We start from the raw sequence: 21,763 nt of genomic DNA on the forward strand, positions 1-21,763 counted from the left end.
CCGCACTACAGCACCGCGACCACCTTCACGCGGCCCGGCTGCTCGGCCGACGCGACGACATGGCCGTCGACGCGGCGGAACGTCAGCGACACGGTTTCGTCGCCGACGCGCAGCGCATCGATCCGCAGCCAGTCGACACCTTCCGGCAGCGTCGGGCGCTCGACGCGCACCTCGTGGCGCGATGCATCGATGCTCACGCCGAGGCACGCCTGCAGCATCATGAACGGCGCACCGGCCGCCCACGCCTGCGGCAGGCACGCAACCGGATACGCGGTCGGCGGTTCGCCGCGCCGGCGCGGGAACCCGCAGAACAGCTCGGGCAGCCGCATCTCGAAGCTCACCGCCGCCTCGAACAGCGCGCGCAGCAGGTTCACCGCAGCCGTCTTGTCGCCGTAGCGCGCGAGGCCGCGTGCGATCAGCGCATTGTCGTGCGGCCACACCGAGCCGTTGTGATACGCCATCGGGTTGAAGCGCGGCTGGCCGGCCGCCAGCGTGCGGATGCCCCAGCCCGTCTGGAACAGCGTCGAGCCGAGCACGCCGGCGACCGCCGCGCCGCGCTCGGCGTCGGGCAGGCCGAACGCGAGCAGGTGGCCCGCGTTCGATGCGAACACGCGGCACAGGTCGCCATGACCGTCGAGCGCGATCCCGTAGAAATCGCCTTCCGGCATCCAGAACAGCGCGTCGACCTGCTCGCGCAGCGCCTTCGCGCGCAGCGCGTAGCGCGTGGCGTCGGCCGCGTGGCCGCGCCGGTGCGAGCATGCCGACATCGCATCGAGCGCCGCGCACGCATAGGCCTGCACTTCGACGAGCGCGATCGGCCCGTCCGGGAAGCGGCCGTCCTCATGAAACACCGAATCGTGACTGTCCTTCCAGCCCTGGTTCGCGAGGCCGCGCTCCGACGTGCGCTGATAATCGAGCAGTCCGTAAGGATTGCGGTCGCACTTGTCGATCACCCATTGCGCGGCGCGCTCGAGCGCGGGCCACAGCTCGTCGATCAGCGCATCGTCGCCGGTGCGTTCGACATACGCGCCGGCCAGCACGATGAACAGCGGAGTCGTGTCGACGCCGCCGTAGTACAGCGCGAACGGCACCTCGCCCGTCGCGGCCATCTCGCTGCGGCGGAACTCGTGCATGATCTTGCCGGGCTCCGCGTCGCGGAACGCGGACGTTTCGCGCGCCTGATGCTCGGCCAGGAAACGCAGCACGCCGCGTGCGAGCGACGGCTGCAGCCACAGCATCTGCAGCGACGTGATCACCGCGTCGCGGCCGAACGGCGTCGAGAACCACGGAATGCCCGCATACGGGTACGGCCCCGTGTCGAGCTGCGTCGTGAGCAGCCCGAGATCCGCGAGCGAACGGTCGAGCCATGCGTCGAACAGCGGATTGCCGGTGTTCACGCGCGCCATCGACTCGCGCCGCGCGCGCATCTCGCGGTGCACGCCGACCAGCGCGGTGCGCAGCGCGACGCGGCCGCACCCGGGCCCTTCGATGTGCGCCGGGCCGAGCGTCGCGTCGACGGTCAGGTAGATCGACACGCACGCCTGCGCGGCGATCGTCAGCGTGTAGTCGGCGCGATCGACCGACAGTGCGTCGGGCGCCGGCGAGAAATGCACGGTCACGTTGCGCTCGACGCCGTCGAGGCCGTCGTAGCGCAGCCGCACCGCGCCCGCATCGACGCGCGGCGCAGCCACCGTGCCGCGCTTCGGGCGCTGCGTGCCGCGCACCTCGAACATGTCCTTGAAATCGGCCGCGAACGACAGCGACAGCGGCACCTCGGCTTCGCTCGCGCCGTAGTTCGTCAGCGTCAGCGCTTCGTACAGTATGTCGCCCGCGAGCACGCGCATCCGTTCGATATGGATCACGCCCTCCGGCGTCTCCTTGCCGCCGAGCGGCGGCAGCGGGCGGTTGGTCAGGTGTGCGGTAAACGATGCGTTGTCGGCGCTCGTCGCGCCCGACAGCAGCGACGGCGCGCGGCCGCCGAACGTCAGGCGCCATTTCGACAGCACGCGCATGTCGTCGACGAACAGGCCGTCGTCGTGGCCGCCGATGTCGCCGAGCGCATCGCCGACCACGAATGCGTCGCCGGATTTCAGCACGTACTGGTTGCCGCGCGCGAGCGCCTGCGGATCGGCTTCGGGTGCGATGAATGCAGGGCCTGACGCTGGGGTCGGGGCAACAGGCGCGACTTGCGGCGCCTGCGTCGTCGTGGCTTCGGCGTGATTCGGCATCGATGCTCCTGTGTCGAGGCGCAACGCGCGGCGCGCGTCGCGTGTTTCGCACAGGATAGGCCAGAACGGGGGACGCGCGCAGCGACGAAACGGCCGCGACGCCATGCGACGTTTCCGTCACCGCATGGCGTCGCGGGCTAGCGCCGAGGCCGGCGCCGACGTGGGCGTATTACGCGCCGGTCAGAACTTCCACAGGATGTTGCCCAGCACCGCGTTGTCGCGCACGCCGCTGCCGTACTGGCCGCTGTACGTGAGGCCGAGCGTCAGGCGCTTCGTGATGTTCGCGTCGATGCCGGCCTCGAGCACTGCGCTGTCGCGAGCAATCGGCACGCCCGACACCTGGAACGACGTGCCGCCGTTCGCGAACGCGAACGTCGACGACGGCCGCACGTTGCCGAACGCGTGGCGCCAGCCGACCGTCCCGCGCGCGGTGAACGTGCCGCTCGCGATCGAGCCGAGCTGCGACGCCGCGCGCAGGCCGAGCGTCGAGAAGCCGACGTGGGTCGTCTCGCCGCCGGCGCGCAGCGCTGCCGCGCCGCCGCTTTCCGTATAGCCGTCGGTATGCAGGTTCACGTACGCGATGCCCGCGAACGGTTCGATCGCGACGGGCCCGACCGGCAGCGCGTAGCCGACTTCGCCGAACACCTGCGCCGAATTCGCGTTGTAACCGGCCGAGTCGTGATCGGAGAAGCCCGCGAAGCCCGGATTACGGTCGCTGTTGATCCGGTACCACGTGTACGACGCGCCGCCGCGCACGCCGAGCGCACCGTACTGCGCACCGCCGTACAGCGACAGGTAGTAGCTGTTCACCGACGCCGACGAACTCTGGTCGTTGTCGAGCGAGCCGTGCGTGACGCCCGCGGCCAGGCCCGCGCGCCACTTGTCGTTGAACGCCATGTCGGCACCGGCGATGAAGCCCGTCATGCTGCGCTTGATCGTCGATGCGTTGCCATCGCCGGCAAGCCGGCTGCGGCCGCCGAACGCCTGCCCCCAGACGACCGGCTGGTATGGCGTACCGCCGTAGCAGCCGTCGCGCGAACCGATCCGGCGTTCCGGCGGCAGCGTCGGGTCGACCGCGCCGGCCGTGTTGTCGCCGCACAGCGCGGCACCGCCCGAAGACAGCGCGGCGAGCGGGCCCGATCCGGGCGCGAGACCCTGGCGGACCCGATCGGTCACCGCGTCGCGCACATAACGGCTGTCGAGCAGCAGCATGCTCTTCAGGCTCGCGTGCAGTTCGCCGTCGAGCAGCCCGTATGCGCGGCGCGCGGTGCCCGCGTCGGTCGTCAGGACCGCGTCGTACAGCGGGTTGCCGGCGCCGAGCCCGCCGAGCGCGGTCGCGACCGCGCGCTGGTTCGGCGTCGTCGCGACGTCGGGCAGCGCGGTGCCGTTCCCGACCAGTTGCAGGTACACGTGATCCGGATCGTAGCTGAGCGTCGGCATTAGGAACGCGTAGTTCGCCGTCACCTGGCTGAATGCGCCCTGCACGCCCGACGAGGCGGTGAGGATCGTGTAGGTGGTGCCCGGCTGATAGCCGGTCTGGTTCGCGAGCACCTGCACGGTGCCGCCGTTCAGCGTCGCCGTGCCCGTCGCGGCGACGCTGCCGCTTTGCTGCGGCGTGGCCGCGACCTGGAACGTCGAACCCGGCTGGAACGTGACGTTGCCGGCCACGTTCAGTGCCGCGCCCGGCTGCGACGCGGCGGCCGTCGCGCCGCCCTGCACCACGAGGCCGCCGATCGTGCCGGTGCCCGTCAGCGTCGCGCCGTTCTGCACGGTCACGGCCGATTGGGCGAGCGAACCGTTGACGGCGAGCGTGCCGGCGCTGACGGTGGTCGGGCCGCTCAGCGTATTCGTGCCCGTCAGCGTCAGTTGCCCGCTGCCGGCCTGCGTCAGCGAACCGGTGCCGGACAGCACGCTTGCAACCGTCACGCTGCCGGACTGATTGAACACCAGCGCGCCGTTGTCGACGACGTTGCCGGCGATGCTGCCCGACGTGCCGCCGTTGCCGAGTTGCAGCGTGCCGCCGGCCGCGATCGTGGTGCCGCCCGTATACGTGTTGCTGCCGGTCAGCACCTGCGTGCCGCTCGCCACCGTGACGCCGCCCGTGCCGCCGATCGTGCCGCCGAATGCGGTGCCGGCACCGTTCAGCGTCAGCGCATTCGCGCCGAGATTCACGTTCGTGCCGGCCGCGCCGGCCAGCGCGCCGATCGTCTGCGCGCCCGCCGCACCGCTCACGTCGAACGTCGCGCCCGCGCCGGCCAGGTTCACCGCGCCCGTCGACGCGAGGCTGCCGCCCGCGCCGAGCGCCAGCGTGCCCGCGTTGATCGTCGTGCCGCCGGTGTAGGTGTTCGCAGCGGTCAGCGTCGTGGTCGCCGCGCCGTTCTTCACAAGTGCGCCCGCGCCGGAAATCGCACCGCTCAGCCCGAGCGCGTTGCTGCCGCCCAGCGTGAGCGCCGCACCCGTGCCGAGATTGACCCCGTTGCTCACCGTCAGGCTCGCGTTCGTATCGAGCGTCGCCGCGCCGCCGACGTTCAGCGCGCCGGTGCCGAGTGCCGCGGCGTTGCCGAGCACGACGCTGCCGCTGTTCAGGTTCGTGCCGCCGGTATAGGTATTCGCACTGTTCAGCGTCTGCGTGCCGGTGCCGGCCAGCGTCACGCTGCCCGCGCCGCCGATCGTCCCGCTGAACGTGCCGCTGGCGGTCCCGCCGAGCGTCAGTGCGTTGCCCCCAAGGCTGATGTTCGTTCCCGCGACGCCCGACAACGCGCCGAGCGACTGCGCACCCGTTGCACCGCTCAGGTCGAGCGCCGCGCCCGCGCCGGCCAGGTTCACCGCGCCGGTCGACGCGAAGCTGCCGCCCGCGCCGAGCGCGAGCGTGCCGCTGTTGATCGTCGTGATGCCCGAGTACGTGTTTGCGCCGGTCAGCGTCGTCGTCGTCGTGCCGTTCTTCACGAGGCTGCCGGCGCCGCCGATCGAGCCGGCCAGCCCGAGAGCGTTGCTGCCGCCGAGTGTCAGCGTCGAGCCGGTGCCGGCGAGATTGACGGCGTTGGCGAGCGTCAGGTTCGTGGTCGTATCGAGCGTCGCCGCGCCGCCGACGTTCAGCGCGCCGGTGCCGAGCGCCGCTGCGTTGCCGAGCACGAGGCCGCCGCTGTTCAGGTTCGTGCCGCCCGTATAGGTGCTCGCGCCGTTCAGCGTCTGCGTGCCGGTGCCGGCCAGCGTCAGGCCGCCGGTGCCGGAGATCGCGCCGCTGAAGGTGCCGCTGGCCGTGCCGCCGAGCGTCAGCACGTTGCCGCCGAGGCTCACGTTCGTGCCCGCCACGCCCGACAGCGCACCGATCGCCTGCGCGCCGCCCGTGCTGATGTCGAGCGCCGCACCGGCGTTGGCGAGATTCACCGTGCCCGTTGCCGCGAGACTGCCGCCCGCGCCGATCGCCAGCGTGCCCGCGTTGATCGTCGTGCCGCCCGTATACGTGTTCGCGCCCGTCAGCGTGGTGGTCGCCGCGCCGTCCTTCACGAGGCTGCCCGCACCGGAAATCGCACCGCTCAACCCGAGGGCGTTGCTGCCGCCGAGCGTCAGCGTAGTGGCCGTTCCGAGATCGATTGCGTTGCCGACCGTCAGGCTCGTGGTCGTATCGAGCGTCGCCGCGCCGCCGACGGTCAGCGCGCCGGTGCCGAGCGCCGAGCCGTTGCCGAGCACCAGGCCGCCGGCGTTCAGCGTCGTGCCGCCCGTATAGGTGTTCGCGCCGGACAGCGTCACCGCCGCCGCGCCGTTCTTCACGAGCCCGCCGCCGCCGGCGATCACGCCGCTCAGGCCGACACCGTTGTTGCCGACGAGCGTCAGCGTCGTGCCCGTCGCGATATTGACGTCGTTCGTGAGCGACACGTTGGCGGTCGCATCGAGCGTCGACGAACCGTTCACGTTCACCGCGCCGATGCCGAGCGACGTATTGCTGCCGACGGCGAGGTTGCCGCCATTCAGGTTCGTGCCGCCCGTATACGTGTTCGTGCCCGTCAGCGTTTGCGTGCCGGCGCCTGACAGCGTCACGCTGCCCGCCCCGCCGATCGTGCCGGCATAGGTCGCATTGGCGCTGCCGTTGAGCGTCAGCGAATTGCCGCCGAGGTTCACGTTCGTGCCGGCCGCGCCGGCCAGCGAGCCGATCGTCTGCGCGCCCGATGCGCTGCTCACGTCGAACGTCGCGCCCGCGCCGGCCAGGTTGACCGTGCCCGTCGCCGCCAGGCTACCGCCCGCGCCCAGCGCGAGCGTCCCGCTGTTGATCGTCGTGCCGCCGGTATACGTATTCGCGCCGGTCAGCGTGGTGATCGCCGCGCCGTTCTTCACGAGGCCGCCGGCTCCGCCGATCGTGCCGGCCAGCCCGAGATCGTTGCTGCCGCCGATCGTCAGCGTCGTGCCGGTGGCGAGATTGACCACGTTGTTGAGCGTCACGTTTGCGCTCGTGTCGAGCGACGCGTTCGTGTTGACGTTCAGCGCGCCCGTGCCCAGCGACGTATTGTTGCCGACGACCAAACCGCCGCCGTTCAGGTTCGTGCCGCCCGAGTACGTGCTCGCACCGGACAGCGTCAGCGTGCCGCCGTCGTTCTTCGTCAGCGCGCCGGTGCCCGTCACCGTACCCGACAGCGTGAGCCCGGTCGCGCCCTGCACCGTCAGCCCGCCGGCATTGAGCGTCACGCCGTTGGCGACGTTGAGCCCTGCCGTGCCCGCCTGCAGCGCGCCGCCATTGGCCGTGATGGTGCCGGTGCCGAGCGACGCGTTGTCGCCGATGATCGCGACACCGCCGTTCAGCGTCGCATCCTGCGCGGTGGATGCACCGTTGATCGCCCAGTTGCCGCTGTTGACGTCGAGGTGGTTGAAGTTGATGTAGTTGTTGACCGCGATCGTACCGTTCGGGGTGGCGCCCTGCTGCAGATTGAGCGTGTTGTTGCCGCCCGCGCCGCCGTCGACGATACCGGTCGCCGCCACGTTGAGCGTGTTCGGACCGACCGTGATGTTGAACGCGCCGCCGGTTCCGCCCGCCGTGTTGACCGACGAGCCGGTCACGGCATTGAACGTGTTGGTGCTGTTCGCGCCCATCGACACGCCGCCGTTGATCGTGCCGGAGTTGGTGAACGTATTGCCCTGCCCGGGCGTGCCGTTCGTGCCGAACGATACGCGGCCGTTGATCGTTCCGCTGTTGCTCATATTGACCGTGCCGCCGCCATATGCGGCAACCACGGGCGCGTCCGCGCCGACGAGGGTCGCGCCGACCAGCGGGTTGGACCCGATCGTGCCGGTGTTCGTGATGTGCGACGTGCCGCCCGTGCCGTTCTGGACCGACAGCGCCATGCCCGTCACGCCGCTGATCGCCACCCCCGTCGAGCCGTTCATCGTGCCGTTGTTGACGACGGTGGTGCTCGCGCTCGCCGACGCATTGCCGACGACCGCGCCGCTCGACAGCACGCCGAGCCCCGAGCCGAGCGCGGAAGGATCGATCGTGCCGTTGTTGGTCAGCGTGTTGTTGTTGCCGGTCAGCGACATCGCCGTGCCGCCGACGCCGAGCAGCACGCCGACGCTCGCGCCGGGGTTGACCGTCGCGTTCAGGTTGTTCGCGCTGTTCGCGTAACTGGGAGCCAGCGGGTTCGCAACGCCGGAACAGGTCACCGTGGTGCCTGCCGTGCTGCAGGTCGCATGGGCGGGAACGACGCCGGCGCCGGACAGCGCCAGGAAAACACCCGTCGGCAACAGCAGTCTCGGAAACGGCTCGCCGGCTTTTTTCGAACGCGCAAGATTCATGCTTTCCCTCAATATTGGTTTTGGTATTGCGGCTGCACCTGACGGCACGCAGCAGAAAATCGCGAATAAAGGCGTGCACACCGGCGGTCGCAATGCGACGTCGGCATATTCATGAATAAGTTTTTAATCAGCCCCGGGTTGCGGACGCGAAACTAGTCGAATGACATGATGGCGGCCCCTGTTTCTCTGCAGCGAATTTTTGGTTGATTTGATTACTTCCCTGCTTTTTGTCAGACAAGGCTATATCAAACTCACGCCATTTTCCAGTCGATGTTTACCCATCGGATCAGGGCCAAGATGGATGTATTTTTTACCCGCCGCCACATGCTTTCTGCGGTTCTCCGCATGTTTTTCGCCTGTTTATTTTGATTTTTCGCAAAAACACCGGAATCGCAGCATCCGTAAAAACGCTAATATGCGGCTTCAATTCAACGCGTACGAATTTTGCGGCGCAGCATTTCCATGCCGGCGAATCGCCGATACCGATAATCAGCGTCCGTTTAACAACAGATAAAAAACGGACTTGCATGCAATCGGCCAAATCGTTTCGATTTCCGTCTTGCATCAAAGCTGAAACGCGAATCGTTATCGCCTGTCCGGCACCGATGACATCCGTGCGGCCGGCGAGAAAACAATGGAAACAACGCCGCATCCGGCGTGAAACGGCAGGAAGCCCGAAGGAAGGAGAAAATCAGGCGCCGGACGCGTTTGCCCCCGTGCGCCGTCTTATGAAAACAGGCTCATCAGGTAAAGCATCGGCCGGAACGAGACCGGCCGCGCGTCGGGATTCGCCCACAGACGCACTGCATATACTGCGTAGGCCGGCACCTCGCGCCAGCTCGAATAGACGTCGCGCAACTGGAAGCGGCGCGGATACGCGGCGGAGATGTTCGCCCGCGCGATGCCGACGCGCTCGAACGCAAGGCGCGCCCGCGCAAGATGGTAGTACTGACTGACGATCAGCACGCGCGACAGGCGGTGCGCCTGCAGGTACGCAAGCGTGTGCTGGGCGGTCGCGAGCGTGTTGTCGCCCTGGTCGTCGACGGCGATCCGGTCGGCCGGCACGCCGCGCGCCACGAGATAGTCGCGCATGGCCGTCGCCTCGTTCAGCCCGGGGCCGTCGATCGCGCCGCTGACCAGAAACGCCGGGCACTGCCCCGTGCGGTAGCAGCGCACGCCGACGTCGAGCCGGGCCGCGAGCACGGGCTTCGGCGCGCCCGTGTCGTCGAGCGCGTTGCCGAAGATCACGGCGACGTCGGCCGGCTCGCTCGGCATCCGCATCCCGTACGCGACGAGCGCGACGGCCGCGGCAACCCAGATGCATGCGACGACGGCCAGCAGGCGGCCCGCCCGGGCCGCAAAGCCCCGTTTGGTTTGGTAATTCAAGGTTTTCGGTCTCTCAGGTCGTCGGGCGTATCGGCCGGCCCGGCCCGGCATGGGCGCGTAACGCTAGCACGGCGCGCTCGCGCGTGTCCACGCTGCCGGCCGATGCCGGGCCGTTACCGACCTGCTGGAAAGAAGACCGACTCGCTTTGCGCTGGCGGGCGGGCCGGCGCTACGGAGATCGAAAGAATGTGAATGGCTGCGTTGCGCAGCGATGCCCGGCCCGGCCCGAATCGAACCGCGTCAATCGGCCGGACACATCGCCAACCGCCCCATCGCCTCGCCTGCGCCACGCACCGCGCAGGTGGCCGGCTCGTCGGCGATCCGTGCGATCACCCCCGTCTCGTCGTACAGCAGGCGTTCGAGATCCGCGAGCAGCGCGCCGCCGCCCGTCAGCACCACGCCGCGATTCGCGATGTCGGTCACGAGCTCGGCCGGCGCGTTTTCCAGCACCGACTTCACCGCGCCGATCACCTGCTTGAGCGGCGCGGCCAGCGCGTCCGCGACGTCGTGGTTGGACAGCTCGACCGAGCGCGGCAGGCCGTCGCTGATGCTGCGCCCGACCGCGCGCGTCGTCGTGCGCGGCACCGCGCTGGTGGCCGAGCCGATCGTCTTCTTCACGTGCTCGGCCGTCTGCTCGCCGAGCAGCACGCCGTACAGGTTGCGGACATGGTTCACGATCGCCGCGTCGAACTGGCTGCCGCCGACGCGGATCGCTTCGCGGTAGACGATGCCGCCGAGCGCGATCACCGCGACTTCGGTCGTCCCGCCGCCGATGTCGATGACCATCGAGCCGACCGGCTCGGTCACCGGCAGGCCCGCGCCGAGCCCGGCAGCCAGCGATTCCTCGATCAGTTCGACCTCCGATACGCCGGCCGCGAATGCGGCCTCGCGGATCGCGCGGCGCTCGACGGCCGTCGCATCGGACGGCACGCACAGCGTGACCTCGACGCGGCGGCCGAAGCGCGAACGCGTGCGCGACATGTCGATGAAGCTGCGGATCATCTGTTCGGCCGCGTGCGCGTCGGCGATCACGCCGTGCCGCATCGGCCGCACGGCTTCGAGATGCCCCGGTTCGCGGCCAAGCAGCGCCTTCGCACGCTCGCCGACGGCCTCGAGCGTCGGCCGCGCGTCGTTCGCACCGGCCTTGCGGAAGCAGATGACCGACGGCTGGTTCAGCACCACGCCGCGCTCGTGCGTATAGATCTGCGTACTCGCCGTCCCAGGGTCGATCGCAACGGGTTGCGCAAACAACTTTCCGAACAGCGGTGTCGACATATCAAGCCTTTTTGAACGATCGGGCCGGGACGGCCCCGCCGCATCCCCGCGGCGCGCCTGCCGCCCCATCATGAAGTTAGCGGCAAATCGTGCCGATACTTTAGCCAATTCCGATGATTATTTCGCGACGAAATTGCCGAAACCAGTACTTCGAGGGTGTCGGACTCCGAAACGGTCTCTCGCGTTGCGCCTGTAAAACACGGTAATCTCTCGGTCTTGCCTGCTCCCGGCAGGCTTCAGACGCCCGATCACGCCAGGTATTTCCTCAATGACAGCGAACGTTTCCTCCCGCTGGGCGCGGGTGCGCCCGCTCTGCACGACGCTCGTCGCCTTCTGGTGCTGCACGGTCGCCGCGCAGCCGCTGCCGGCCACCGCCACCGCGCCCGCCCCCGCTGCGGCCGGCACGCCGGTGGCCGCTGCCTCCGCCGCAACGCCCGCTGCGACGCCCGCCGCCACGCACGACTGCACGGCCGACGGCGGCCCGGCCGGCCGCCCGTCGATCGGCCTCGTGCTGTCCGGCGGCGGCGCGCGCGGCTACGCGCACCTCGGCGTGCTGAAGGTGCTCGAGGAAAACCGCATCCCGGTCGACTGCATCGCGGGCACCAGCATGGGCGCGGTGGTCGGCGGCCTGTACGCGAGCGGGATGGCCGCCGACGACATGCAGAAGCGCCTGTCGGAGGTCAACCTCGCGGATATCGCGTTCGACGTGACGGACCGCGCGGACCTGCCGCAAACCAGCCGGGAAGACGAACGCCTGTACATCAACGGCCTGACGCTCGGCTTCGGCAAAAGCGGCGTGAAGGCGCCGGTCGGCCTCGTGCAGGGCAACCGGCTGCAGGCGCTGCTCGCCGACTGGACCGCCTCCGTGCCGACCAACCAGCCGTTCGATCGGCTGCCGATTCCGTACCGCGCGGTCGCGACCGACCTGCAGACGGGCCAGATGGTCGTGCTCGACCACGGCTCGCTGCCGCTCGCGATCCGCGCGAGCATGGCGATGCCCGGCCTGTTCGCGCCGGCCGAGATCAACGGCCGCGCACTGGTGGACGGCGGCCTCGTCAGCAACCTGCCGGTCGACACCGCACGGCAGATGGGCGCGAACGTCGTGATCGCCGTCGACATCGGCTCGCAGCTGCGCCCGCTCGACGCGCTCGCGTCGCCCGCCGACGTGATGCAGCAGATGGTCGGTATCCTGATTCGCCAGAACGTGTCGGCCCAGCGCCGGCAGATCACCGCGAACGACGTGCTGCTCACGCCCGAGCTCGGCTCGCTCGGCTTCACCGATTTCCAGAACGCGCGCCAGGCCATCTCCGCCGGCGAAGCGGCGGCAACCGCCGCGCTGCCGCGCCTGAAGCGCTACGCGCTGCCCCCCGACGAATACGCCGCCTACCGCTCCGCGCATGCGCAGCCGCTGCCGCCGCCGGTCCGGATCACGCGCATCGAGATCAAGACGAGCGGCGGCGTGCCGAAGCGCGTCGTCAGCGATGCGCTGCACGTGAAGCCCGGCGACCTCTACGATCCGCAGTCCGTCAGCCAGGATCTGCTCGGGCTGACGACCGGCGGCAATTTCGAGAGCGTCACCCAGCAGGTCGTGAGCCACGGCAACGACAACGTGCTCGAGATCAATGCGCGCGAGAAATACTGGGGGCCGAATTTCCTGCTGTTCGGCCTGGGCATGTCGAGCAGTTCGACCGACGAGGGCGGCTTCCGCCTGCATGTCGGCTACCGGCGGCCCTGGCTCACCGAATCGGGCCTCGAGTTCCGCGCGGATACGACGATCGGCAGCGACCTGCAGTCGGCGCGCGTCGAATTGCGCCAGCCGCTGCCGATGGCGTACGGCGTCTATGTCGCGCCCTACGCCGAATACCAGCGCCGCTACGCGAACCTGTACGACAACACCGGCGACGTGAAGGTCACGCAGTACCTGATGCAGACCGCGCGCGCCGGGCTCGATCTCGGCCTGCCGATCGCGCGGCTCGGCGATTTCCGGATCGGTCTAGGTTACGTGACCGGGCACGGCTCGCCGACCTACAACCTGCCGTTCGACGACGGCAACAGCCAGGCGCTGCTGTGGCCGAGCTTCACGTCGCGGGCGCTGACCGCGCGTGCGCGGCTCGTCATCGACCAGCTCGACGATCCGATGTTCCCGCGCAAGGGCTATTTCACCGAACTGCGCGTCGAACGCTCGCTGGTATCGCGCAACGGAGGATCGGCACAGGAGTTCGACGACGGGATCAATGACGCGCCTTACACCGAGATCTACGGCAAGGCGATGATTGCGCAGCAGTTCGGCCGGCACAGCGTCAGCGCGACGATCGAAGGCGGCAAGAGCATCGGCGGCACCAACCTGATCAATGCCTTCAACTTCACGCTCGGCGGCTTCCAGCATCTGTCCGCCTATGCGGCCGACCAGTTGAACGGCAACGAGCTCGCGTACGGCCAGATCACCTACATGAATCAGTTGATGACGTTCAACGCGTCGCCGGTCAAGGCGCTGTCGGTGGGCGCCAGCGCGGAAGTCGGCAATGTCTGGTCGAGCGGCCAGCAGATCGGCGGCGGCGCGCTCAAGCAGAGCTATACGTTCTTCACGAGCCTGTCGACCGCGTTCGGGCCCGTCTACATCGGCGTTGCGCTCGCGCCCGGCGGCCGCCGCAACTTCTACCTGCAGCTCGGCCGCACGTACTGATGCGCCCGCGTCGCGCGAAACGGCCTGTTGCGCCCGCCGTCAGGACGACGGGCCGGCCGCGGCGCGCGCCGTGCCGATCGGCCAGCTGATCTCGAAGCGCGCGCCGCCGAGCTCCACCGGATCGACGACTGCGATCCGGCCGTTGTGTGCATGGAGCACCTGCCGCGTGATCGACAGGCCGAGCCCGTAGCCGCCGGTGCGGCGGTCGAGCCGCACGAACGCGTCGAAGATCCGTTCGCGCTCCTGCTCCGGCACGCCGGGGCCGTCGTCCTCGACGAAGATCCCGATGTTGCCGTGCTCCATCGCGATGCCGACGACGATCCGCGATTGCGCATACTTGCTCGCGTTGCGCAGCAGGTTGCGCATCGCGTACGACATCAGCCGCCGGTCCATCTTCACGCGCAGGTTCGACTCGAGCGCGACGCGCGACTCGATCGTGCACTCCGGATACAGCAGCTGCGCGTCGTTGACCTGGTGCTCGAACCACGCGACGGGCGCAGTCATCTCGAGGTTCGACTGCAGCGAGCTGTATTCGAGCCGCGCGAACGTGAGGCTCATGTCGATCAATTCCTCGAGCTCGGTCACGTCCTGCGCGATGCTCTCGAGCGCGCCCTGGTATTCCGCGGCAGAAGCGGGCTCGCGCAGCATCTCCAGCGCAAAGCGCACGCGTGCGAGCGGCGTGCGCAGCTCGTGCGAGATGCCGTTCGTGAGATCGCGCTGCGCGGCGATCAGCCGCTCCATCCGCATCGCGAGCGCGTTCAGCGTCCGCGCGAGCGGGCCGATGATCACGCTGTGCGATTCGCGCGCACGCGTGTTGAAGCGCCCGCCGGTGAAGTCGATCGCGCGTTCGCGCACCATCACGAGATCCGACCAGACCGGCCGCATCCACCGGTACGCGGCGAGCGCGGGCGCCGCGAACACGAACGCGAGCACGATCCAGATATCGCCCGGCAGCGCGTCGAACGCATGCCACACCACCTGCGGCGACAATTCGACGCACAGCGCGAGCGCCGGCACGAGCGCGGTCAGCAGCACGAGGCCGAGCAGATGCAGGTAGGTGCGCACGTAAAGGCGCGACCAGCTCGGAATGCGGTCGGCGCGCGTATCGGTCCACGCGCGACGGAAATGCAGCCAGCGCCATTTGACATAGCGCAGCGTCGACAACGGCGGTGCATCGGCGTGCGAACGGGTTCGTCGGATCATCGCGGCTCCCGGCTGGCGGGCGGATTGCTGGCGCGGAACGTGACGGCGTCGCCTGACGGCGGCGTCATTCCCACGCGTGCTTGCTGAATTGGTAACCCTTGCTGCGGATAGTCTTGATCCGCTGCGGGTTGCTCGCGTCGTCGCGCAGCTTGCGGCGCAGCTTCGAGATGCGCCCGTCGATCGTACGATCAAGGCCGTCGAATTCGACGCCGCGCAACTGCAGCATCAGGTCGTCGCGGCTGACGACCTCGCCCGCATGGCACACGAGCGCCCACAGCAGGTCGAATTCGGCCGACGTCAGATCGGGCGTGCTGCCGTCGGGCAGCACGACACTGCGGTCGGTGCGGTCGATCGAGAACTTGCCGAATGCATAGCGTTCGGGCTGCGACGCGACGCTCTCGACCGTGCGTGCGGGCGCGCGGCGAAGCTGCGCCTTGATCCGCGCGAGCAGGATGCGCGGTTCGACCGGCTTGTGCACGTAGTCGTCCGCGCCGAATTCCAGGCCGAGCAGCTCGTCGAACGGCTCGTCGCGCGCCGTCACCATGATGATCACGCCGTCGTACTGCTTGCGCGCCTCGCGGCAGATCTCGAAGCCGTCCTTGCCCGGCAGGTTCACATCGAGAATGACGAGATCGGGGCGAATGGACAGGATCGCCGGCACCGCGGCGTCACCATGCAGCACAGTGTCGACTTCATAGTCGTTCTTGCGCAGGTAGCCGGCGATCAGCGTGGACAGGCGGGTGTCGTCTTCGACGAGCAGGATGCGAAAAGACATGGGCAGCGGTCGGGTCATCGGGGTAGCCGCGGCGGCGCCGGCCGATGCCGGACGCCGGCCATCGGCCGAAACGTACCGCATGATACTGCGCCCGCCGCTTGCCCGTTTGCCGGTCTTGAAAATAAGGGCGCGATGCCGGCCACGCTTGACGAATCGGCGCCGGGACGGTTCCATACGGGCTCGCCGGAATCCGGGCCACGCATCTACCCTGCCTGACGTGATGAATTACCAGACCATCCTCGATCGCATCCACACCGAACTCGCCCCCTGGATTGGCCAGGGACGGGTAGCCGACTATATTCCCGAACTCGCGAAAATCCCTGCCGACAAGTTCGGGATGGCCGTCGTGACGCTCGACGGAAACGTTTACACGGTCGGCGACGCGCACGAGCGCTTCTCGATCCAAAGTATCTCGAAGCTGTTCGCGTGCACGCTCGCGTTCCAGTTGCTGGGCGATGCGCTGTGGGAGCGGGTCGGCCGCGAGCCGTCCGGCACCGCGTTCAATTCGCTGGTGCAGCTCGAAAGCGAGCGCGGCAAGCCGCGCAATCCGTTCATCAATGCCGGCGCGCTGGTCGTCACCGACGTGCTGTGCCGCCGCTTCGTGAAGGCCGAGACGGCGCTCGTCGAATTCGTGCGGCGGCTGATCGGCGCGACCGATATCGACTACGATTCGCGCGTCGCGCTGTCGGAGCTGCAGCACGCGGAGCGCAACCGCGCGATGGCGCACTTCATGGCGAGCTTCGGCAACATGCAGATGCCGCCCGACACGGTGATCGACGCGTATTGCCGCCAGTGCGCGATCACGATGAACTGCGTCGAGCTGGCGCGCGCCGCGCTGTTCCTCGCGAACGGCGGCGTCGCGCCGGTGACCGGCGAGCGGATCGTCGATTCGAGTTCCGCGAAGCGGCTGTCGGCGCTGATGCTGACCTGCGGCACCTACGATGCGGCCGGCGATTTCGTGTATCGCGTCGGGCTGCCCGCGAAAAGCGGCGTCGGCGGCGGGATCGTGGCGGTGCTGCCTGGGGAGATGGCCGTGTGCGTGTGGGCGCCGGGGCTCGATGCTAATGGGAATTCGCTGGCGGGGACGTTGGCGCTGGAGTGGTTGACGACTTATACGGGAAGGTCGATTTTTTGAGGCGGCGAAGCAAGACGCTCAAGTCCCTAAGCACAGTCTTGCCCGAGAAATTTTTACCAAGTCGGACGAGCAAGCTCGAGCCGCCGAAAATTCTCGCACTCCGATCTGCATCGCTTCTGACTGGCGCCGAGTCGGTCAGAGCAATGCTTTTGGCGGAAAGTCTTCATAAGACTTCGGGGCATAGCCCCAGACTCTGGCAACGTCACCTTTCGCCTCAAATTCGAAGCCTATTTCCGCGAGCTTACTCAAAACAAGCACTGAGTGATCGATGACCTCGTGCCTGAGCGAAGCCTGCTCATGTAACCCGATATCAATCCACTCGACCCCCACGAATGGAAACGGCAGGTGATAGAACCACTCGACATCCCACCCCGACACATGGCCGTTGATCCATTTTGAACGGTAAGAAGGTCGCCATCCGTCCAGACCGCGCATGAAAGAAATCAGCTCGTTCCATTTTGTGTCATTGGCCAGTGCCCCGGCAAACTTGTTGCGCACCTGGAATAGAATTTTTGCCTTGTCGATACCACGTGGCACGGCATCAGCCATAGGAAGATCAGACTGCATGTACTCACCTGTTTCAGTCACGCGGGATGCGATGCGCTTTCGCATGATTGTCGACGATCCAAGCACTGAGGTCGAGTGACCAAAACTGGCCGAACCCTGTCGTCGAAGGCGGTGTAGCACTTGCTGGCTCGGTCTGTGCCGGAGGAATTACATATCAGTTTATATTGCCGGAGTACCAGCACGTTGGCGTTGGAGTGGTTGACGACGTATACGGGGAGGTCGATTTTTTGAAGGGGCGAAGTTAAGCGCGACTCATCTGGCGCAACGGCGGCTGGTGAATATCGGCGCGCGCCGGCGCGCTCAATGGGGAATTCGGCCATCGGCAGCAATCGACTGCGGATTCAACCCGTCGATGCAACGAATTGATGAAAGCGCTCAGCCATTGGCATGTGAGCCGGTAAAATCAGCCCGTCAACAGGTGATCGATAAATGCGGCCAATGCCAGCCGCACGTTCCGATGATCGTTTGCCGACATGCAGATGAAAAATTCCCGGCAAGCCCACTCGTCGGTCAGTCGAATAGGCCTTCAACCCATAATCTGCGCGCCGGGCACATGAGCTATCAGCCGCAGACGCGCCGCTCTTACGGCAAGATGGAGTGGCCTGCGTTGCTGCGCAAGCTGGACCGCATCGACCCTTCTTGTCGCCGCTGGAAAAGCGAAAGCCCTGTGCGAAGCCGGGGTTACGTAAACGCGCCGATGCAATCGCTATCAGGCCGGCGATGCCGACGACGCGTTGCTGCCCGCGCGGCGACGGTACAGCCTGAGCGTCGCGCACAAGCCGCAGAGCGCAGCGAAGCTCAGCCAGTAGCCTGGTGCGGCCTTGTCATGCAGGACCTGAATCAGATACGTCGATACCGCAGGCGTAAAGCCGCCGAACAGCGCCGTCGCGAGACTGAACGCCAGCGAGAAGCCCGCGACGCGCACTTCGACCGGCATCACTTCGGTGAGTGCGGCGACCATCGCGCCGTTATACATGCCGAAGAAGAACGAGAACCACAGCAGAACGATCAGCATGCGCGCGAAGCTCGGTGCATCGGCGAGCCAGGACAGCGCCGGATAAGCCGTAAAGATCGCCAGCACGGAAATGGCGAGCAGCAGCGGCTTGCGGCCGATGCGGTCGGAGATCGCGCCGCCGATCGGCAGCCAGACGAAATTCGATGCAGCCACGAGCAGCGTCACCATCAGGCTGTCGGAGGTGGACAGCTTCAGCACCGACTTCCCGAAGGTCGGCGTATAGACGGTGATGAGATAGAAGGTGGTGGTGGTCATCGCCGTCAGCAGCATGCCGCCGATGACGGTGCGCCAGTTGCCGAGCAGCATCGCAAAAATCTCGCGCGCCTGCGGATGATGCCGCCGCGCTTCGAACGCTGCGGTCTCCTGCAGCGAACGGCGCAGCATGAACAGGAACGGCACGATCGCGCAGCCGATGAAAAACGGCACGCGCCAGCCCCATGCATTGATCTGCTGCGCGGACAGCCACTGGTTCAGCGCGTAACCGATGGCCGCCGCTACGACGATAGCGACCTGCTGGCTCGCCGACTGCCAACTCGTGTAAAAGCCCTTGTTATCGGGCGTCGCCATTTCCGCGAGATAGACAGACACGCCGCCAAGTTCCGCGCCCGCCGAGAAGCCCTGCAACAGACGCCCGAGCAGCACGAGCGCTGGCGCGAGCAGGCCGATGGTCGCGTACCCCGGCACGCAGGCAATCAGAATAGTGCCGCTCGCCATGATCGACAGCGTAACGATCAGCCCGGTGCGCCGTCCGACCTTGTCGATATACGCGCCGAGAAAGACTGCGCCGAGCGGACGCATCAGAAAGCCCGCGCCGAACACGGCGAAGGTGAGCATCAGCGAGGCGAACTCGCTGGTGGACGGGAAAAAGATCTTCGAGATCGATGTCGCGTAGAAGCCGAACAGAAAGAAATCGAACTGTTCGATGAAATTGCCGCTGGTCACGCGCAACACGGCGGCGGCCCTCGTCATGGGCGAAACGCCGGGCGTAGCGGCGATCGATTCTGTGCGGTTCATTTCGTCTCCTGGTTCTTGTCTATAGTGATGGGCGCCCCAAGGCGCCCTAGTGACTGCTAATCCGAACTGAGGCTCAGTGTGTTGCGTTGCCGCTTTTCTATCGACGATTTGAGCAACGCCGCCGAGCGAAAGATGCCATGCGCGAACTTGCCGTAAGGCAGCGTGGCGAACAGCGCCATCACGATGCCGAGATGAATCGCGAGCAGCGACGGCATCGCCGAGGTCGTGCGGAGCGCGAGCAGCGCGAGACCGGATGCGCTCGTCAGCAGCAGGAGCGCGATGAAGCCGCGGTCCATCGGACGCTGACGGGTATCGCCCCGCTCCGGAACGCGTTTCAGGTTCAGCCACAGCAGTCCCGCCGGCCCCGCAATCAGTCCGATGCCGCCCACCGTTCCCAGTAGCACCGGCACGCTCAGAAACGGATACGGCGCTTCCAGACCGAATGCATAGTGATAGAGCGTCGCGACTGCGGTTGCCGCAAAGCACAGCATGAAGCCGTAGAACGTCAGGTGATGGAAACGGCGCCGCGCCAGCGTGAAGGCATCGTTCTCTTCGTTGCAGCCGTCGCCGTGGCCGCCGTCCAGGTACTTGAGCGTCAGCGCGTTCCTGGCCGCTTCCGCGACGGCCGGCGCGCTCGCGCTCGCCGTTCCTGCCGACACGTCGCGCCAGAAGCGCGTGACGCCCATACCGAGCGCGAGAATGGCGAACAGGAAAACGATGCCGAACATCGCCGCGAGCAGGTTGTGCGGGAAGATCGAGTAGAAGTCCGCTGGTGCGACATCGCCCGACAAGCCGCCGTGCAATGCAGTACCGAGCAGCAGAAACAGCGCGAGTCCGGCCGCCAGTGCAACCGACACAGTCAGGCCGTTGTGCTTGTACAGCGCACCGAACGACGCGGGAAACGCGTATTCGGTGTAGGTTTCGAGCCGGACTTCGGCCATCGCTTTCGGCACGTTCACGCCGAACTCGTGCGGCGGCGCGTATTGGCACGCGTGATAGCACGCGCCGCAGTTGTGGCAGAGATTCGCCAGATAGTTGACGTCCGCCTTGCCGAATTCCAGGCGGCGCGTCATGGCCGGGAACACGGCGCAAAAGCCTTCGCAGTAGCGGCAGGCGTTGCAGATCTGCATCTGCCGTGCCACTTCGGTTTCGCCGGCGCTCATCGCCACAATGGGGATCACGCGCGCCGTGCTGCCGTGTGAAGTTTTTTTCGTATCGACCGATAACACCGTGCGCGTGCGTTCGGGCGCGAGCGGGTCAGACTGCTGCACTGGTTGCCTCCGTTGTTTTGAGTGCGGCGCGCGCGGCCTGCGTCCCGGCAATGCGCCCGAAGGCCGTGCCGATCGACATGCCGACGCCCGCTGTATAGCCCTTACCGAGCACGTTGCCAGCCATCATTTCGCCGGCCACGAACAGGTTCTCACTGGCTTTGCCGCCGAAGTGCACCTGCGCGCGGTCATTGGTCTTTAGTCCGAGATACGTGAACGTGATGCCTGGCCGCAACGCATAACCGTAGAACGGCGGCGTCTCGATGCGGCGCGCCCAGTGCGTTTTGGGCGGCGCGAGGCCTTCGGTGTTGCAGTCGTCAAGCGCGGTGTGGTCGAAGGTGCCGTCGCGGCATGAATCGTTATAGCGCGTGAGCGTTTCCATGAAGCGCGCTTCCGGCAGGCCGAGCTTGCGCGCGAGTTCCGGCAGCGTGTCGGCCTTTTCGCCCGGAAACACCGGCGGCATGAAGCGGCCGATTGCCCTCGAGTCGATGATCGAATAGCCGATCTGCCCCGGCTGATGCGCAACGAGCCGTCCCCAGATTGCATAGCGCTTCGGCCAGAAATCCTCGCCTTCGTCGTAGAAGCGCTCGGCGTCACGATTCACCACGACGCCCAGCGACACGCAGTCGATGCGCGTGCAGATGCCGCCGTCATACAGCGGCGCGCGTGCATCGATGGCGACGCAGTGCGACTGCGACGGGTCGCCGATCATGTCCGCACCGGCGTCGGTCATATGCTTGATGAGCACGCCCTTGTTGAAGCGCGTGCCGCGAATCAGGAAGTTGTCAGCGGGCCACTCGCCGCGCTCGTTTTGCCCCCACGCTTCGCGCAGCCATTCGCGATTTGATTCAAAGCCGCCCGCCGCTAGCACGCAGGCGCGCGCCTCGAAGCGCTGGCTGCCGCTGCGCGCCGCGATGAAGAGACTGCCGTCGAGTTCAAGCGAATCGACGGGCGTTTCATAGCGGATATCGACGCCGAGCGCTTCGGCGCTGCGGTAATACGCGTTGATGAGTGCCTTGCCGCCGCCCATGAAGAATGCGTTGGTGCGTGCCACGTGCAGCGCGCCGGACAGCGGCGGCTGGAAGCGCACCCCGTGCTTCTGCATCCACGGCCGGCACGACGACGACGCGCGGATCGTCAGGCGTGCGAGATGCTCATTCGTGATGCCGCCGGTGACTTTCAACAGGTCCTGCCAGAATTCCTCTTCCGGATAGGCATCGACGAGAACGTCTTGCGGCGCATCGTGCATGCAGCGCAGATTGCGCGTGTGTTGCGAGTTGCCGCCGCGCCATTCGCGCGGCGCGGATTCGAGAAGCAGGACCGAGGCGCCCGCTTCGCGCGCCATCAATGCGGCACACAGCGCGGCATTGCCTCCTCCGATTACGAGCACATCGACCATCAGACTTGTCTCCTTTTGGACAAATCGTAAAGGT

General features: G+C 67.0%; 13 protein-coding genes and 1 pseudogene. 4 read left to right on the forward strand and 10 right to left on the reverse strand.

Annotated features, from left to right (window positions below; genetic code table 11):
• Positions 1-5: 5 nt before the first annotated feature.
• Both MRS60_RS22870 and MRS60_RS22875 read right to left on the reverse strand, forming a co-directional pair.
• The gene (locus MRS60_RS22870) at positions 6-2,228 is read right to left on the reverse strand and encodes an amylo-alpha-1,6-glucosidase (protein ID WP_034180597.1); all 2,223 of its coding nucleotides are present in this window, start codon (positions 2,226-2,228) and stop codon (positions 6-8) included.
• Between the two features lie 180 nt (positions 2,229-2,408).
• Positions 2,409-7,877: an autotransporter domain-containing protein gene (locus tag MRS60_RS22875; RefSeq protein ID WP_243566744.1), complete on the reverse strand. Its 5,469-nt coding sequence runs from the start codon at positions 7,875-7,877 to the stop codon at positions 2,409-2,411.
• 13 nt (positions 7,878-7,890) lie between these two features.
• Here MRS60_RS22875 and MRS60_RS22880 point away from each other — a divergent pair, with 13 nt between their 5' ends.
• A complete protein-coding gene (locus tag MRS60_RS22880; protein WP_243566745.1) occupies positions 7,891-8,124 on the forward strand; it encodes a hypothetical protein in 234 nt (77 codons plus the stop codon).
• A gap of 611 nt (positions 8,125-8,735) precedes the next feature.
• On the opposite strand, the gene MRS60_RS22885 is transcribed toward MRS60_RS22880, so the two are convergent.
• Both MRS60_RS22885 and MRS60_RS22890 read right to left on the reverse strand, forming a co-directional pair.
• Positions 8,736-9,395: a YdcF family protein gene (locus MRS60_RS22885; protein WP_034180599.1), complete on the reverse strand. Its 660-nt coding sequence runs from the start codon at positions 9,393-9,395 to the stop codon at positions 8,736-8,738.
• Between the two features lie 240 nt (positions 9,396-9,635).
• Positions 9,636-10,670 carry a rod shape-determining protein gene (locus tag MRS60_RS22890; RefSeq protein ID WP_034180600.1) on the reverse strand — a complete coding sequence of 345 codons (1,035 nt, stop codon included), beginning with the start codon at positions 10,668-10,670 and terminating at the stop codon, positions 9,636-9,638.
• A gap of 268 nt (positions 10,671-10,938) precedes the next feature.
• Between MRS60_RS22890 and MRS60_RS22895 the strand changes: the two genes are divergently transcribed.
• Positions 10,939-13,353 carry a patatin-like phospholipase family protein gene (locus tag MRS60_RS22895; RefSeq protein ID WP_105392180.1) on the forward strand — a complete coding sequence of 805 codons (2,415 nt, stop codon included), beginning with the start codon at positions 10,939-10,941 and terminating at the stop codon, positions 13,351-13,353.
• A gap of 39 nt (positions 13,354-13,392) precedes the next feature.
• Here the strand turns inward: MRS60_RS22895 and MRS60_RS22900 are convergent, their stop codons facing one another.
• Entirely contained in the window at positions 13,393-14,556 is a 1,164-nt protein-coding gene (locus tag MRS60_RS22900; RefSeq protein ID WP_217587921.1) for an ATP-binding protein, read from the reverse strand.
• A 64-nt stretch (positions 14,557-14,620) separates the two neighbouring features.
• A complete protein-coding gene (locus MRS60_RS22905; RefSeq protein WP_243566746.1) occupies positions 14,621-15,331 on the reverse strand; it encodes a response regulator in 711 nt (236 codons plus the stop codon).
• A 220-nt stretch (positions 15,332-15,551) separates the two neighbouring features.
• Between MRS60_RS22905 and MRS60_RS22910 the strand changes: the two genes are divergently transcribed.
• Positions 15,552-16,466, forward strand: coding sequence for a glutaminase (locus tag MRS60_RS22910; protein ID WP_034180602.1), 915 nt, complete (start codon positions 15,552-15,554; stop codon positions 16,464-16,466).
• 135 nt (positions 16,467-16,601) lie between these two features.
• On the opposite strand, the gene MRS60_RS22915 is transcribed toward MRS60_RS22910, so the two are convergent.
• Positions 16,602-17,078: a DUF6678 family protein gene (locus MRS60_RS22915; protein WP_231944133.1), complete on the reverse strand. Its 477-nt coding sequence runs from the start codon at positions 17,076-17,078 to the stop codon at positions 16,602-16,604.
• A 508-nt stretch (positions 17,079-17,586) separates the two neighbouring features.
• Here MRS60_RS22915 and MRS60_RS22920 point away from each other — a divergent pair.
• Positions 17,587-17,679, forward strand: a pseudogene (locus tag MRS60_RS22920) (class II aldolase/adducin family protein); the annotation flags it as partial.
• A 63-nt stretch (positions 17,680-17,742) separates the two neighbouring features.
• Here the strand turns inward: MRS60_RS22920 and MRS60_RS22925 are convergent.
• From MRS60_RS22925 to tcuA, 3 genes are read right to left on the reverse strand one after another with little or no spacing between them, the layout of a single operon-like run.
• The gene (locus MRS60_RS22925) at positions 17,743-19,062 is read right to left on the reverse strand and encodes an MFS transporter (RefSeq protein ID WP_243566747.1); all 1,320 of its coding nucleotides are present in this window, start codon (positions 19,060-19,062) and stop codon (positions 17,743-17,745) included.
• Positions 19,063-19,118: 56 nt separating this feature from the next.
• Positions 19,119-20,333 carry a tricarballylate utilization 4Fe-4S protein TcuB gene (tcuB, locus tag MRS60_RS22930; protein ID WP_279388976.1) on the reverse strand — a complete coding sequence of 405 codons (1,215 nt, stop codon included), beginning with the start codon at positions 20,331-20,333 and terminating at the stop codon, positions 19,119-19,121.
• The gene (tcuA, locus tag MRS60_RS22935; RefSeq protein WP_243566749.1) at positions 20,320-21,729 is read right to left on the reverse strand and encodes an FAD-dependent tricarballylate dehydrogenase TcuA; all 1,410 of its coding nucleotides are present in this window, start codon (positions 21,727-21,729) and stop codon (positions 20,320-20,322) included. Before tcuA ends, tcuB begins: the two co-directional genes overlap by 14 nt.
• Positions 21,730-21,763 lie beyond the last annotated feature (34 nt).

The sequence above is a fragment of the Burkholderia pyrrocinia genome, assembly GCF_022809715.1.
In the GTDB taxonomy this organism is placed as follows: Bacteria; Pseudomonadota; Gammaproteobacteria; order Burkholderiales; family Burkholderiaceae; genus Burkholderia; species Burkholderia pyrrocinia_C.